The sequence below is a fragment of the Marinobacter sp. L-46 genome (genome assembly GCF_056859535.1).
The window spans coordinates 1-15361 of sequence record NZ_JBSXOP010000090.1; the positions used below are offsets into that span (position 1 = coordinate 1).

The window sequence follows — 15361 nt, forward strand, 5'->3', positions numbered from 1 at the left end:
TTAACTTCCTATGGCTTCCTTCAGACCCCACCGTTGGCCAGTGACGCCCTTGCCAGTCGGATTGTCTTCCCCTCAGTCGGGGTGACGCCATCTTCTTTCAGATGGCCGGGTTTGCCGGCTTCGCCGGGCAAACAAAAAAGGCAGATCAGTAACTAACTGATCTGCCTTTCTTTTTTATGGTAGCGGGGGCAGGATTCGAACCTACGACCTTCGGGTTATGAGCCCGACGAGCTACCAGACTGCTCCACCCCGCATCAAACTGGTTGTTGGCTTCGGGGGCCAGCCCCGATCAACGTGGCGCGAATAATACGGGCTGGAATGCTGCCTGTCAAAGGTTATTACGGTTTTCCCGTAACTTAGCGCTCCAGGATCGCTGTTACGCCCTGACCACCGGCCGCACAGATGGAGATCAGCCCCCGGCCACTGCCCTTTTCCTCCAGCAATTTCGCCAGCGTCGCGACAATACGGCCGCCGGTTGCCGCGAACGGGTGGCCGGTGGCCAGGCTGGAGCCTTTCACGTTTAGTTTCGCCTTGTCGATGCTGCCCAGTGGTTTATCCAGGCCCAGCCGCTCCTTGCAGAAGGCAGGATCTTCCCAGGCTTTCAGGGTAGACAGCACCTGTGCGGCAAAGGCTTCGTGGATTTCGTAGAAATCGAAGTCCTGCAGGGTCAGACCCGCTTTCTCGAGCATACGGGGCACGGCGTAGGCCGGCGCCATCAGGAGGCCTTCTTTCTTGTCGACAAAGTCTACGGCAGCCACTTCCGAGAAAGTCAGCCAGGCTTTTACTTCCATATTGTTGGCCCTGGCCCACTCCTCGCTGGCCAGCAGCACACAGGATGAGCCATCCGTCAGCGCGGTGCTGTTGGCGGCGGTCATGGTGCCGTTCTCACGATCAAAGCAGGGCTTCAGGGTGGCCAGTTTTTCCATCGTAGTGTCCGGGCGCAGGATGTTGTCTTTCTCCAGCCCGGCCATAGGCGTTACAAGGTCGTCGAAAAAGCCTTCTTCATAGGCTTTAGCCAGCTTCTGATGGCTTTCCCAGGCCAGCCGGTCCTGATCTTCCCGGGCGATGTTCCATTCCTTTGCGGTTACCTGGCAGTGATCACCCATCGACATACCCGTGCGGGGTTCGCCGTTCTCCGGAATTTCCGGCACCAGGTGGCCCGGGCGGAACCGGCCCAGAATTTTCAGGCGTTCCTTGGTCGTTTTCGCGCGGTTAAGATCCAGCAGAATCTCGCGCAGACCTTCACCTACGCCGATAGGCGCATCGGAAGTGGTGTCTGTGCCGCCGGCAATGCCGCATTCAATCTGCCCCAGGGCAATCTTGTTGGCCACCAGAATCGCAGCCTCCAGGCCCGTGCCACAGGCCTGCTGGATATCGTAGGCCGGAGTTTCCGGGGCCAGTCCGGAGCTGAGCACCGATTCCCGGGTCAGGTTGAAGTCCCGGGAATGCTTGATCACTGCACCGGCAACCACTTCGCCCATACGCATGCCCTGCAGGTTGTAGCGGTCGACCAGGCCACGCAGTGCTGAGGTGAGCAACTCCTGGTTGCTGATTTTGCTGTAGGCGGTATTGGAACGGGCAAACGGGATCCGGTTGCCGCCGATCACCGCAACACGGCGAACGGTCTGGGTGTTTCCCTTGGTGCTGCCCGCGGTGCTAGTAGCGCCTTGGGTGGTTTTCTTTGCCTGGGCCATTGCAGTCTTCCCTTTCAATAAGTACGGATTCAGATAATCTGAGGTTACAGCAAAGTCTAGCGATTGACGCCCCGGGCTCATTGGCAAGTCTGACAACGCGGTCCCTGCGTTGAGTCAATCCATTAGCCGGCAGAATCTTTACCCTTTAGCCTAAATTGCACTCAACCGCATCAACAAGGAAGAAACCATGTCTGACCTCTACCTGAAAATCGTAAACACCCCTGTCGGCAAAACGGCTGCCCAATCCCTTGGCCTGCCCTCGCCGGCTCCGCTAAAACGCCTGAAGCGTGTGGATCAGCCTTTTATTGAAGGCGATGTGCTGATTGGTGCCGGTAACGGCGCCAAAGCCATCGCAACCCTCGGCTCTGTTCTTGGCGCCAGCCCGGCCAACCTGTTCCACGCCACCGGCCCGGACACCCTGGCGGAATCTTCCCAGGCCGGCAACAAGGCCAAGCCTTTTGAGGTGGGCGCCAACAGTGAAGGTAAATTTTCCGCCCTGGTGTTTGATGCCACCGGCCTGAAAACCCCGCAGGATCTGCGGGCCCTGTACGACTTCTTCCACCCGACCATCCGCAAACTGGCCGCCAATGGCCGGGTGCTGGTGATCGGCCAGGATCCCCACACCTGCCGCAAGGCCCCGAACGCCGCCGCTCAACAAGCACTGGAAGGTTTTGTGCGGGCCGTTGGCAAGGAAATCGGCAAGAAAGGCTCTACGGCTAACCTGGCATGGATTGCGCCAAACGCCGAGAACCAGCTGGACTCTACCGTGCGCTTCTTCCTGTCGGCCCGGTCTGCCTATGTGTCCGGCCAGGTCGTTCGCATCGGCAAGGCTGAGGAAGCCAAGGCCACCAACCCGGTTGCCCCACTTACCGGCAAGGTTGCCCTGGTTACAGGAGCTTCCCGCGGCATTGGTGCAGCCATCGCCGAAACCCTGGCCCGGGACGGTGCCACCGTAATCGGCCTGGACATCCCCCCGGCCATGGAAGAACTGCAGAAGGTTACCGGCGCCATCAAAGGCAAGGCACTGGCTTGCGATATTACCGATGAACAAGCACCCAAGCTGATTGCTGATTTCATCGAAAAGGAAACCGGTGGCGTGGACTTTGTCGTCCATAACGCAGGTATCACCCGCGACAAAACACTCGGTAATATGCCGGAGCACTTCTGGGATATGACCATCGCGGTAAACCTGACTGCCGAGGAGCTGATCGACGAGGAACTGGCTGAGCGTAACCTGATGCGCGACAACGGCCGGATTGTGTGCATTTCCTCCATCAGCGGCATTGCCGGCAACTTCGGCCAGACCAACTACTCCTGCGCCAAGAGCGGCGTGATCGGCTATGTGGAGTCTATGGCGAAGCACCTGAAAAACGGCATTACCATTAACGCCATCGCCCCGGGCTTTATCGAAACCCAGATGACTGCGGCCATGCCGTTTACGATTCGTGAAGCGGGCCGGCGCATGAACAGCCTGTCTCAGGGCGGCCATCCGGTGGATGTCGCTGAAGCTATCGCCTGGTACTGCAACCCGGCCTCTGCAGGTGTAAACGGCAACATCGTGCGGGTATGCGGGCAGTCACTGATTGGCAAATAAAAAGCAAAAAAAAAGCAGATCCGCTTGGATCTGCTTTTTTTCAAAACTGGTGGGTGGTGCAGGGATCGAACCTGCGACCCTCGCCTTGTAAGGGCGATGCTCTCCCAGCTGAGCTAACCACCCGGGAAAAAGGTTGGCGGAGCGGACGGGACTCGAACCCGCGACCCCCGGCGTGACAGGCCGGTATTCTAACCAACTGAACTACCGCTCCGCAACGATCCAACTTTATCAAAAAGCTAAACCGGCAATCCGCTTTAAAAGTGGTGGGTGGTGCAGGGATCGAACCTGCGACCCTCGCCTTGTAAGGGCGATGCTCTCCCAGCTGAGCTAACCACCCACTTCGTAGCCTTACTGTTCTTCAGGCTTAAAGCGGTCACTTGCTGCGCTTGGCGCTTGCTGATTCAGCGTTGCTGTCTCAACCAAGTGAGACGCGCATTTTAAGCATTTCGCTCACAGTGTCAAATGTTTTCCCGAAAATTTCTTAAATTTTTTCCGACACCCGCCATATTGACCATTTGTTGATCAAAATCATAAGCTTGAGCGCTAAAAGATCCACCATCCCCCGCCGGATTCCTCTTCACGCCTGCGTTCGCGCTCACGCTCGAGCATGGCATATTCCCGCTCAAGCTCCTCCATTTTGCGATCCGCCTTAAGCGGCACGGTTGGGCCACCACCGAAGGGCCAGTACCAGGAGGCAGACTCGTACCTGCCTTCCTCCTTCAGGCGTTCGATTTCGATCTCTCTCTCTTCTTCCAGTGCGGCTTTGCGCTTTTCGTAATCTTCATCCTCATTCACTTCAACAATGGAAGTAGCCGCATGGTTCGGCGCCAACAGATCGCTGTTCAGAAACAGCGTAGACACAATCTGGTCTGCCTGCATGGCGTAGTCACGGGTCACCAGCTGCAAATCGCCGGACGCCAGCGGATGCTCCGGGTCCAGGCCCGGGTTCGGCTGTTCCGGCTCGGTCAGTTCGTTATAGCGAAGGTAGTAAATCTGCCCCGGCTTAACTTCCAGCGTAGCATCGGCAATCAGGCTCAGGCTGAAGGAGTTCAGACCCTCCAACCCCAAAAGTGGCCGGCGCATGGCAATATGCCGCTCACCCGGTTTTACCTCAAGCCAGGTGTAGCTGTTGTTGCGGATATTGAAGTAATGATGGTCATCAATATAGACACTGGGCGACTCGATCTCATCGGCCGCCCATTGGGAGTGGGTCCGGTAGAAATACAACAGGGCGTTGTTCTGGTCCCACTGGTCGTTGTCGATATGCACAAAGTCGTGGCCGGAAACCGGGTGCAGAAATGCCCCCACGCTTTTACCGATCGACTGGTAAACCGTACAGCCGGACAACATCACCACACAAAGCAGCACGGCCACTGGCTTCGCAGGCACCGCAGCCGGCCTCAGGAAAGGTACTCGGATTTTCATTGTTGTGTGCTCTTCATCCCTTATCGAGTTGGCTGATCATAACAACTGCCAACTCCAAGAAATGAGAGCTACCGCAAGGGATGACTACAAACCGTTACACACCGCCGGAAAAGCACCTGCCAGAACTTACTGGGCGCGCAACTGGTTGACCTCCTCAGACAAACGAACCAGGCGAGAGGTCAGCTGCGAACGGGAAGCGTCTATCGCCTCTACGGTTTTCTTCAGCTGGGCCAGCTCATTACGCAACGCCCTCACCTCCGCATCGCCGGCACTGCTGTCTGCGGCTTTCTCCAAAGACCCAATCCGGCTTTCGATGCCATCCAGTGTCAGCTTCTGTTCCTGCTGGAACCGGCGAATACGACCATCAACCAGCTCATCAACCCCGGCCACCTGCTCAGATACCTCCGCAAGTTCCCCTTGCAGCGCTTCACCCGCCTTGGCCAGCTCGGCCACCCGGGTTTCCACCGCGTCCACATCCGAAGCCAACCCAGCCCGGACCTGCTCAACCTGTTCGCCCACCCCGGCAATTGCCTTCTCGGCCTCAACGAGCTTGCCATCTATCGAAGCCAGCCGCTCCTGGTGCTCGTCCAGCCGCTTCTTGTTGCGTTCATTGGCAATCGCCCAGAGTTTGCGGATCTCGCTGTCGGCCGCATCAATCTGCTTCTTATTAGCCGCCAACTGCTCTTCAAGGGAAGCGCCCCGCTCCTGCAAAGATTCTCCGGTCTCCGACAGCTCACCCTCAAACCGCGCCAGCGCCAGCTCACTCTGCCGCGCCCAGTAATCAGCCTCCTCCAGCTGCCCCTCCAGGGCCTGAATCCGCTGCTCCTGAAAATACCAGCCCGCCCCGGCACCCGCGGCAACCACCAGCAACAACAACCAGACCAACCCGGAACCACCACCCGAACCCCCGGCCTTATCCTGCTTCGGCGGCCTGGGTGGTTTTGGCGGCTTCTCAGCCTTCTGCTTAGGCTTATCCGCCTTCACCGGCTTCTGCTTTCCGGGCGCAGTTTCCCTGGGCTCTGCGGCACCAAAAGGCTCGTCAGCAATCAGCTCGTCATCATCCGGGCGGATAGGTTCCATTACAGCTCCTGAAAAATGGGTATTAACAATAATGGTCTCGATAATACCCGCTGTTACGTGACTCTTAAAATGACAGCTTATAAAGGTTTAGCCGGACGGATCCTACAACAAAGCAGAAGTTGCATGGTAAGTAGCCAAAACATACAATGGCCGGCTTTCCAATTATCACAGGACAGTTGCACATGCAGCCGCTTGTAGGACTCATCATGGGCTCGAAATCCGACTGGCCCACCATGGAACACGCCGCCGAAATGCTCGAAAAACTCGGCGTAGCCTACGAAACCCGGGTAGTCTCCGCCCACCGCACCCCAGACCTGCTCTTCGACTACGCCAAAACCGCCTCAGACCGCGGTTTAAAGGTAATCATCGCAGGCGCCGGCGGGGCCGCACACCTACCCGGCATGGTTGCCTCGCAAACCTCTTTGCCGGTACTGGGTGTACCCGTACAATCAAAGGCCCTGAACGGCCTGGACTCACTACTATCCATCGTACAAATGCCCGGCGGCATCGCCGTAGGCACCCTGGCCATCGGTAAAGCCGGCGCCACCAACGCCGGCCTGCTGGCTGCCCAGATTATCGGCACGCACGATGACAGCGTGCGAAAGGCCGTAGACGAATTCAGGGCAACCCAAACACAAACGATCCTGGATAACCCTGATCCCCAGGATCAGTGAAACCAACTCCAGAACCTGCTGATCAGGTCAGGCAGCGCTTTCCAAAACTGTGCGGAGCCATGGATGGCGGAGCCCAAGCGTCACAGGGAAGTGCCGCAGGAGCGTGTTTTGGAAAGCGCTGCCTGACCTGATCACACTCCCAAAGCTTGAAAGGCAGGAGAGCTCGAATGAGAATCGGTGTACTAGGCGCTGGCCAACTCGGGCGCATGCTCGCCCTGGCCGGATACCCGCTGGCCAAAGACTTCGTTTTCTATGACATGTCCGGCAGCCCAAGCGCAGGCCTGGGCGAGACCATCGTAGACCTCGACGGCAAATACCTGGACGACTTCCTGTCCAAAGTCGACCGCGTAACCTACGAATTCGAGCACCTTCCCGTAGACGTTGCCGAAAAACTCGCCAAACACAAACCGGTAAACCCCAGCCCCCGCGCCCTGCAGGTCTGCCAGAACCGCGTCGCCGAGAAAACCCTGTTCGGCCAGCTGGGCATTCCGACCCCAAAATGGAAAGTGGCCGACAGCGCAGATTCCCTCAAGGCTGCTGCTGAGAAACTCGGTTGCCCGGTTGTCGCGAAATCCATTACCGAAGGCTACGACGGCAAAGGCCAGGCTGTACTGAAAAGCCCGGACCAGGCCGATGATGCCTGGGATATGATCGGCCACCCACAGGTTATCGTAGAGAAATTCGTCAATTTCAGCCGCGAAGTCTCCATCATTGCGGTACGGGCCGAAGACGGTGACGTTGCTTTCTACCCCATTGCCGAGAACACCCACCACGAAGGCATCCTGCGTTACTCCATCGCCCCGGCACCCGGCCTTCAGGCCCACGTCCAGAAAGACGCCGAGCGCTACATCAAGGCCTTGCTGAACGAATTGAACTATGTGGGCGTATTAACCCTCGAACTATTCGAAACACCGGAAGGACTGGTAGCCAATGAAATGGCACCCAGAGTGCACAACTCCGGCCACTGGAGCATCGAAGGCGCCATGACCAGTCAGTTCGAGAACCACATCCGTGCCGTCAGCGGCCACCCGCTCGGCAGCGTGGAACCCCGTGGCCTGAGCTGCATGATCAACATCATCGGCGAGCATGGCGACATTGAACGGATACTGGAACTGCCCTACGCTCATGTGCACCTTTACAACAAAGGCGAACGGGCGGGGCGCAAGCTGGGCCATGTGAACATCCTGGCAGACAGCTACGAAGAACTGGTATGGCGGGTGCGCACCTGCGCCCAGTTCCTGCCGGGCTGCCCGGAGTTTAAAGGTTCATTAACGGCAAAGGGTTGATTTAACTCAAACCGCCCTTATATTGCTTGAACGTACATCCACAAACACAGAGAGACAGGGAGAACGACCTCATGGCATTTGAACTTCCCGCACTGCCTTACGAAAAGAATGCACTCGAGCCGCACATGTCCCAGGAAACCCTGGAATACCATTACGGCAAGCACCACCAGACCTACGTAACCAAGCTGAACGGTCTGGTTGACGGCACCGATAATGCCAGCAAGTCCCTGGAAGACATCATCAAGAGCGCCAGCGGCCCGCTGTTCAACAACGCCGCCCAGGTATGGAACCACACGTTCTTCTGGAACTGCCTGAGCCCGAACGGCGGTGGCGAGCCCACTGGCGCAGCCAAGGAAGCCATCGAGAAGGCTTTCGGCTCTTTCGAAGACTTCAAGAAAGAATTCAACGACAAGGCCGCCAACAACTTCGGGTCCGGCTGGACCTGGCTGGTGAAGAAGGCTGACGGCAGCGTTGCCATCGTAAACACCAGCAACGCGGAAACTCCGCTGACTGGCGCCGACAAGCCGGTACTGACCGTCGACGTATGGGAACACGCCTACTACATCGACTACCGGAACAGCCGCCCGAACTACCTGGAGGGCTTCTGGAACCTGGTGAACTGGGATTTCGTGAACGAAAACCTGGCCTGATCAGGCACCAAGCGCATCAGCGGGTAAACTGCTGACGCCCCAAACGCCCGCCCCGGGGTTACCCGCGCGGGCGTTTGTGTTTCTGAACACCATCAATCCGCTACAATCAGATACAAGGCAAATCACAAAACTCCGAAAAAATCGTCCATACTCCATGCAGTTACAGCAAATCTGGACCATACTGTTGTCCTGATCGGACAAACCGTGACAAACCCTCAAAAACACCCGTGCCGTTAACACAAGAAACTGCAGGATGCCCAGAGCCTTGGATGTAGAGCAATACCTCGGATACCGGATTCTACGCTGGATGCTGGCTACAGCCGTCATCTGCGGCGTACTGGTGAGTTCCGTACAGGTGGTTCTTGATGCCCGCAGAGTCTCCAAGGAACTGGAGGCCCAGGCAGCGCAAACCATCAGCATGGTCCGCGATGCCGCCACCCAATCGGTGTTCAGCATTGACGACATCCTGGCCCGGCAGGTAATCGACGGCCTCTTTGCACTCAAACCTATCCACCTGGCCAGGATCACCCACCCTACGGGCGAAGAACTGGGTGGCCGGGTTCGCCCCCTGAGGGATAACGCTTTCCGACCGATCACCGACCCGATTTTCGGTGCTGTGCAGGAGTACCGCGAAAGCCTCAGCCGCAGCGCCAGCCCCGACACCGTCTACGGTTATCTGGAAATCCACTTTGATACCGCACCGCTGGCAGCCACCTGGCTCACCCGGGCCGCCGTTACCTTTGCCTCCGGCATTGCCCTGGCGCTGATACTGGGCCTGATCATGTTCGTGGTATTCCACCTGCTGCTGACCCGCCCTCTGCTGCGCATTGTGCATTCGGTAAAGAAAGTCGACCCGGAAAAGCCCGACGACCGGCTGATTGCCTTGCCCAGGGGCCACAGAAACGATGAGCTGGGGCTCTGGGTCAACGCCACTAACAACCTGCTGGTTGGCATCGGAGACAGCCAGAAACGCCACCGAGAGGCGGAAGACCGGATCAACAAGCTATCCCGCTACGACCAGCTCACCGGCTTGCCAAGCCGGGATACCTTCCTGGAATCCCTTCGGGACGAAATAATCACGGCCCAGAAGAACAACCTGACTCTGGCATTGATGGTCTGCGGCATTGATGACTTCAAATCTGTAAACGATCAATGCGGCTTCCGCACCGGTGACATCATCCTGCAAACCATGGCCAGCCGTCTGACCGCCAACCTGCCCGCCGAGCGCTTCATGGTGGCGCGCCTTGGCAGTGACCAGTTCGTCATCGTGGAGAAAAACCTGAAAGACGGCTTCCAGGCTGCAGAAACCGCAGAAAAGATCCTCGCCAGCTTCGCAACACCGGTGAATGCCGGCAACCACCGAATTTCACTGACGGCCACCATCGGCATCGCCCTTTATCCATCAGATGCCAGGAAAGCAGACCCCTTGCTGCAAAGCGCCGAGCAGACCATGGCACTGGCCAAGCGCAGCAGCCACAACCACTTCCAGTTTTACGTGGCCAGCATCGACAAACAGATCCGTGAGCGCAAACAGCTGGAGAAAGACCTGGCCTCCGCCCTGGTAAACCACGAATTCCACCTGGTGTACCAGCCCCAGATCAACCTGAGCAACAAGCAAGTGATTGGTGCCGAAGGCCTGCTGCGCTGGGAGCACCCGGAGAAAGGCCTGGTTCCGCCGGATTATTTCATCCCGGTAGCGGAAGCCAACGGATCCATCGTGGAAATCGGCCAGTGGGTTCTGGACCAGGCCTGCTGGCAGGCCGCCCGCTGGGCCAGCGAGGGCAAGTCACTGCGTGTGGCCGTTAACCTTTCGGCGGTTCAGCTACGGCAGGAGTCTATTGTGGAGGATATCCTCGGTGCACTGGATCGCCATCACCTGCCCGCCGCCCTGCTGGAACTGGAAGTGACAGAAACCAGCTTCATGACCAACATGGCCGACGCCATCCGAAAGCTGAACCAGTTACAGCAGGCAGGCATTGTGATCTCGGTGGATGATTTTGGTACCGGCTACTCCTCCCTGACCTATCTGAAGAAGATGCCGGTACACAGCCTCAAAATCGACAAACAGTTTATCCGGGACCTCCTGGTCAACGAGGAAGACACCCGCATTGCCAACATCATCATCGACCTGGGCCGCAGCCTGAATCTCAAGGTTATTGCCGAGGGCGTGGAGACTGCGGAACAGGAGGCTTACCTTACCCGCAGAGGCTGCGATATCGGACAGGGCTATTTCTTCAGTAAACCGGTACCACCCAGGGATTTTGAGAGCTTCTTAAAGACATTCCACCGGAATATCGTGGAAAATAACACCTGAACAACCTGTTAACCCTCCAAGGAGTCGTCATGGGAACCACTGTCATCGGCCTTGTTGTTATTGCCGTTGTCGTTTTCTACCTGGTTTTTATCTACAACCAGCTGGTATCACTGCGCAACCAGTTCAAGAACGGGTTCGCCCAGATTGATGTGCAACTGCAGCGCCGGCACGACCTAATTCCCAACCTGGTGGAATCCGCCAAGGCGTATATGGATCATGAAAAATCCACCCTCACCCAGGTGATGGAAGCCCGGAACAACGCCGTCAGCGCCCAGAAAGATGCCGCCAGGGATCCAAGCGATAACACCAAAATGCAGCGCCTGGGTGGTGCCGAAAACCTTCTCACCAAGGCTCTGGCCAACTTCTACGCGGTCGCCGAGAACTATCCGGATCTGAAAGCCAATGAAACCGTTCAGCAGTTAATGGAAGAACTGTCTAGCACCGAAAACCGGGTTGCCTTCGCACGCCAGGCCTACAACGACGGTGTCATGAGCTACAACATCTTCCGGGAGAAATTCCCCAACAACATTGTTGCCGGCATGTTCGCCTTCAAGGAAACTGCCCAGCTGCAACTGGAGACCCCGGAAGCCCGCCAGGCACCGAAAGTCAGCTTCTGAGGCCTGATCCATGGCAAACCCCGGTTTCTTTCAGCGCCAGGCCCACGCCCGGCGCAACACCGGCCTGCTCGTGGTCCTGTTCCTGACCGCTGTTATCCTGATTACCCTCGCGGTATGCCTGGTGGGCTACGCCATCACCCGCAGCGACACCTCCTACCTGCCCTTCCACACCTGGCTGCTGTCGAGCCATGGCCTGGTCACTGCCGTGGCCGTGGTATTACTGATCGGGATCGGCTCTCTGATCCGCTGGGTGGACCTGGCCGGTGGTGGCAGCCGGGTAGCGAAGATGGTCGGTGCCCGGCTCATTGAACCCGACACCCGGGACCCGGAAGAGCGGAAGCTGCGCAACATTGTCGAAGAAATGGCCATCGCCAGCGGCGTGTCGGTACCGGAACTCTATGTAATGGACCAGGAAACCGGCATCAATGCCTTTGTGGCGGGCCACACACCCGGTGAGGCAGTCATGGTGGTAACCCATGGCGCCCTCACCCACCTGAGCCGCGACGAGCTTCAGGGCGTAGTGGGCCACGAGTTCAGCCACATCTTCAACGGCGACATGCGCCTGAACGTGCGCCTTATTTCCCTGCTTGCGGGTATCCTGATGATTGGCCAGATCGGCCACTTCCTGCTGCGGGCCGGTTTTTACAGTGGCGCCCGCAGCCGTGGCAACCGGGATGGTCGTGCCCAGGCATTGATCGGCCTGATGGGCCTGGCCCTGATGATCATCGGTTATGTGGGGGTATTCTTCGGCCGGCTGATTCAGGCGGCGGTCTCCCGCCAGCGGGAAATGCTGGCCGACGCGTCATCGGTACAGTTCACCCGTAACCCGGAAGGCATTGGTGGTGCACTGTTCAAAATCGGGATGAAAGGCGGCTACCTGGACACCACCAGCCACGCCAGCGATATGAACCACATGTGTTTTGGCGAATCCGCCCGAATGAAATTCACCAGCCTGCTGGCTTCGCATCCTCCCGTCGACGAACGCATCAACGCCATCCAGCCCGGGCTACTGGCGCGCCTGCGCAGCCGGCTGAGGGATACCGAACCGGACAGCGCCCTGCGCCAGAGCTCAACAGAGAGCGCCAGCACACGCGTTGGCGACCTGGTCAATCAGGTCGTCGCACCCGCCCGCGGTAGCCATGGTGGTAACCGCTTTTCCCCGGTGCGGTCATCACTGGCCGCCGGCACCGGAGATAACACAGCCACCCTGGCGAAGAGAGTGGGCACCATTACCCCCCAAAGCGAGGCTTTCGCGGCCCACCTTCTGCAGCAACTGCCATCCACCTTCCGCAGCCTGCTCTATACCCGGGCCGGCGCCATTCAGCTCTGCTATGGCCTGTTGATCCGTGAACTGCCGGGCCAGCAACAGCAGGAGTGGCTTGCCCTGATTCCCGAGCATTCGCTGCTGGGCCCCAAGGCGACCCTGCTCGACAAATTACTGCCCACCCTGGCAAGGCTGGGCGATTCCGCCCGTTTCCCGGTACTGGAACTCGCCATGCCTGCCCTGAGAAAGCTGGACCCGGACGAACGACAACAGCTGATCAGCAATGTTCAGAAGCTGGTGGCAGCAGACAAGCGGGTGAACCTGTTCGAACTGGCCCTGACCACCTTCCTGAACCGCCACCTGGGTGCCGGTGCCGAAGAGATCATTCCGGTGAAATACCGCAACTACCGGCAGGTATTACCGGCCATCAGCCGCGTGCTGAGCCTGTTTGCCCGGGCGGGCAGCGACTCAAGCGAGCAAGCCGGACAGTTGTACCGGCAGGCCATGGTCGGTTTTGGCAGCGGCACAGAGCAGGATGCAGAACAGAAAGTGTCTATGCGCCAGCTGAGCGAAGCCTTGCATATGCTGAGCCGCCTGTCGCCACTCTTGAAACCGGGCATCATCGACGCCTGTGGCTACTGCATCAGCCACGACGGCAAGGTAGATGTAAAAGAGTACGAGCTGATGAGACTGGTGGCAGACCAGCTGGATTGCCCGATGCCACCACTTTGATTTCGCCATGCCGAAATAAAAAGGCCAGGTTCCTGAAAAGGAGCCTGGCCTTTTTCGATTCGGCGTCTGTTACTGGCGACGACCTTCAAACAGCATGTCGACAGACGGCTGCTGGTCCGGGGTGGGCAAGCCAAGCTTCTCACGCACTCTCAGGTCCACATCCCACAGGCGATTGAACTTCTCGGTGGTTGCCGCAACGCTCTCGTCTTTACCCAGCATGATGGTCGGGCGCAGGAACACCAGCAGGTTACGCTTCACGCGGGTTTCGGATTCTGAGGAGAACAAACGGCCCAGCAGCGGGATATCCCCCAGCAGCGGCACCTTGCTTTTGCTCACCTGGTAGTCGTCTTTGATCAGACCACCCAGCACCACGGTTTCGCCGTCATCGGCCAGCACCGTGGTTTTGATTTCCCGCTTGTTAGTGATCAGGTCAGAAGCACCGGCCACGTTGGTGGTAGAGATATCTTCGGTGGTCTGCTCAACCACCAGCCGTACCAGGCCATCGGCACTGATGGTTGGCGTCACCTTCAGGGACAGGCCCACATCCCGGCGCTGGATGGTAGTGAACGGGTTGGTGGTGCCGTCCCCGGCTACCGTAGACTGACCGGTCCGGAACGGAACGTTCTGGCCCACGATGATTTCAGATTCCTGGTTATCCAGGGTAATGATGCTCGGGGTCGACAACAGGTTGGCAGCGGAGGAAGACGACAGCGCCTGAATCAACACGCCCCAGGTAATACCGTTTTCGTCCCGCTCGCCGGCACCGATGGTAATACCGCCGCCAAGCTGGGGAATCATATCGCCCACCAGCGCACCGATGACCGAGTTCAGGCCCACCATACCATCACCGCTGGTCAGGTTGGTGCCGATTGCCGGTACCGAGCCAACAGATTCATCACCGGCCGCAAGCTGAACGCCCAACTGGTCGCCCAGCTCGTCACTGATTTCAACGATGGCGGCCTCAATCATCACCTGGGCACGACGCACATCCAGGGCAGCCACGATCTGCTCCGCCTCCTGCATGAGAGAAGGCTCACCGCGCACCACCAGTGCGTTCAGACCTTCGTCAGCAAACACGGAAAACGAGGAAGACTGGCGGCTACCAGACCCACCACCGGCGGTTCCGCTGGCGCCGGGCGCTTCCCGGGCAACTTCACCCATTACACCCTTGAGAATCTCGGTCAGTACCTTCGCATCGGCATGGCGCAGGCGAATCACACTGGTGGTTCCGCCCGTGGCCGAGGGCTGGTCCAGCTGGCGGATCAGGCCGCGCATCTTGTCGCGGAAGGTCTGGTCGCCCCGCAGAATCAGCCGGTTACTGCGCTCATCAGCCGTCACGTTATACTTGCGCGCCACGTTTTCGCCACCGGAGCGGCCCAGCTCATCCGGGGCCAGTTCCTGCAGCAGCTTAACCATGTCACCGACCCAGGCCTCTTTAAGCTGGATAACTTCGACTTCGTATTTCGACGGGCTGTCCAGTTCACGCACAATCTGCTCAATGCGCTGAATGTTGGAGGAATGGTCGCTGACAATCAGGGCATTGGCTGCCGCCACACCGGCCAGGTGGCCATACTTTGCCACCAGCGGGCGCAGGATGGGCACCAGCTCCAGGGCGTTGGCGTTGTCGATCTGGATTACCCGGGTGATCAGCTGTTCCGAAGGGGTAACAGGGAAGCGATCCAGAATCTCGGCAGACTGCTTGGCATCTACCTGCTGAACAATTTTCACCACTTCCTCACCGGGTATGGCGGTGAAACCGTGAACGTTCAGCACGGCCAGGAACAGGTCGTAAATTTCGTCTTTGTTCATGGGGGCGCTGGACAACACCGTTACCTTGCCTTTTACCCGGGGGTCCACCACAAAACTGTAGCCGGTTATATCGGCAACCTGAGTGACAAAGGCACGGATATCAGCATCCTTGAGGTTAAGCCGCCAGGTTTCCTCCTGGGCCTGAACCACCGCCATCACCGGCAGCAGGATTACAAACAGAAGGGTCCGGAGAAGATTGGTTTTGTGGTTATACATCTGGCG

Annotated in this window: 11 protein-coding genes and 4 tRNA genes; 7 read left to right on the forward strand and 8 right to left on the reverse strand. The window is 58.2% G+C overall.

The genetic code is table 11. From position 1 onward, the window contains the following. Nucleotides 1-177: 177 nt before the first annotated feature. Together AC13DJ_RS16255 and AC13DJ_RS16260 are read right to left on the reverse strand one after the other, a co-directional pair. A tRNA-Met gene (locus AC13DJ_RS16255) sits at nucleotides 178-254 on the reverse strand. 102 nt (nucleotides 255-356) lie between these two features. Beyond that, the gene (locus tag AC13DJ_RS16260) at nucleotides 357-1694 is read right to left on the reverse strand and encodes an acetyl-CoA C-acetyltransferase (protein ID WP_482933775.1); all 1338 of its coding nucleotides are present in this window, start codon (nucleotides 1692-1694) and stop codon (nucleotides 357-359) included. A 187-nt stretch (nucleotides 1695-1881) separates the two neighbouring features. On the opposite strand from AC13DJ_RS16260, the gene AC13DJ_RS16265 reads away from it, so the two are divergent. Next, nucleotides 1882-3288: a 3-oxoacyl-ACP reductase gene (locus AC13DJ_RS16265; protein ID WP_482933776.1), complete on the forward strand. Its 1407-nt coding sequence runs from the start codon at nucleotides 1882-1884 to the stop codon at nucleotides 3286-3288. A gap of 47 nt (nucleotides 3289-3335) precedes the next feature. On the opposite strand, the gene AC13DJ_RS16270 is transcribed toward AC13DJ_RS16265, so the two are convergent. The 5 genes from AC13DJ_RS16270 to AC13DJ_RS16290 all read right to left on the reverse strand — a co-directional run bounded on the left by AC13DJ_RS16270 (nucleotide 3336) and on the right by AC13DJ_RS16290 (nucleotide 5793). Beyond that, nucleotides 3336-3411, reverse strand: a tRNA-Val gene (locus AC13DJ_RS16270). 11 nt (nucleotides 3412-3422) lie between these two features. Continuing rightward, nucleotides 3423-3499 (reverse strand) — tRNA-Asp (locus AC13DJ_RS16275). A 50-nt stretch (nucleotides 3500-3549) separates the two neighbouring features. Next, nucleotides 3550-3625 (reverse strand) — tRNA-Val (locus tag AC13DJ_RS16280). Between the two features lie 206 nt (nucleotides 3626-3831). Then, on the reverse strand, nucleotides 3832-4713 hold the full coding sequence (locus AC13DJ_RS16285) for a DUF2846 domain-containing protein (RefSeq protein ID WP_288370139.1): 882 nt from the start codon (nucleotides 4711-4713) through the stop codon (nucleotides 3832-3834). A 126-nt stretch (nucleotides 4714-4839) separates the two neighbouring features. Beyond that, entirely contained in the window at nucleotides 4840-5793 is a 954-nt protein-coding gene (locus tag AC13DJ_RS16290; RefSeq protein WP_474540357.1) for a hypothetical protein, read from the reverse strand. Between the two features lie 182 nt (nucleotides 5794-5975). On the opposite strand from AC13DJ_RS16290, the gene purE reads away from it, so the two are divergent. The 6 genes from purE to AC13DJ_RS16320 all read left to right on the forward strand — a co-directional run bounded on the left by purE (nucleotide 5976) and on the right by AC13DJ_RS16320 (nucleotide 13330). Next, nucleotides 5976-6467, forward strand: coding sequence for a 5-(carboxyamino)imidazole ribonucleotide mutase (purE, locus tag AC13DJ_RS16295; RefSeq protein ID WP_482933777.1), 492 nt, complete (start codon nucleotides 5976-5978; stop codon nucleotides 6465-6467). Between the two features lie 167 nt (nucleotides 6468-6634). Then, complete coding sequence (locus AC13DJ_RS16300; RefSeq protein ID WP_482933778.1) at nucleotides 6635-7753, forward strand: 5-(carboxyamino)imidazole ribonucleotide synthase; 1119 nt, start codon at nucleotides 6635-6637, stop codon at nucleotides 7751-7753. Between the two features lie 71 nt (nucleotides 7754-7824). Continuing rightward, nucleotides 7825-8403, forward strand: a complete 579-nt coding sequence (gene sodB / locus AC13DJ_RS16305) for a superoxide dismutase [Fe] (RefSeq protein ID WP_022989335.1) — start codon at nucleotides 7825-7827, stop codon at nucleotides 8401-8403. Nucleotides 8404-8656: 253 nt separating this feature from the next. Further along, nucleotides 8657-10717, forward strand: coding sequence for a putative bifunctional diguanylate cyclase/phosphodiesterase (locus tag AC13DJ_RS16310; protein ID WP_482933779.1), 2061 nt, complete (start codon nucleotides 8657-8659; stop codon nucleotides 10715-10717). A 29-nt stretch (nucleotides 10718-10746) separates the two neighbouring features. Continuing rightward, nucleotides 10747-11334: a LemA family protein gene (locus AC13DJ_RS16315; protein WP_232903013.1), complete on the forward strand. Its 588-nt coding sequence runs from the start codon at nucleotides 10747-10749 to the stop codon at nucleotides 11332-11334. Nucleotides 11335-11344: 10 nt separating this feature from the next. Next, nucleotides 11345-13330, forward strand: a complete 1986-nt coding sequence (locus AC13DJ_RS16320) for a M48 family metallopeptidase (RefSeq protein WP_482933780.1) — start codon at nucleotides 11345-11347, stop codon at nucleotides 13328-13330. A gap of 69 nt (nucleotides 13331-13399) precedes the next feature. Here AC13DJ_RS16320 and gspD read toward each other — a convergent pair whose 3' ends face one another. Continuing rightward, nucleotides 13400-15355, reverse strand: coding sequence for a type II secretion system secretin GspD (gene gspD, locus AC13DJ_RS16325; RefSeq protein ID WP_482933781.1), 1956 nt, complete (start codon nucleotides 15353-15355; stop codon nucleotides 13400-13402). Nucleotides 15356-15361: the final 6 nt, after the last annotated feature.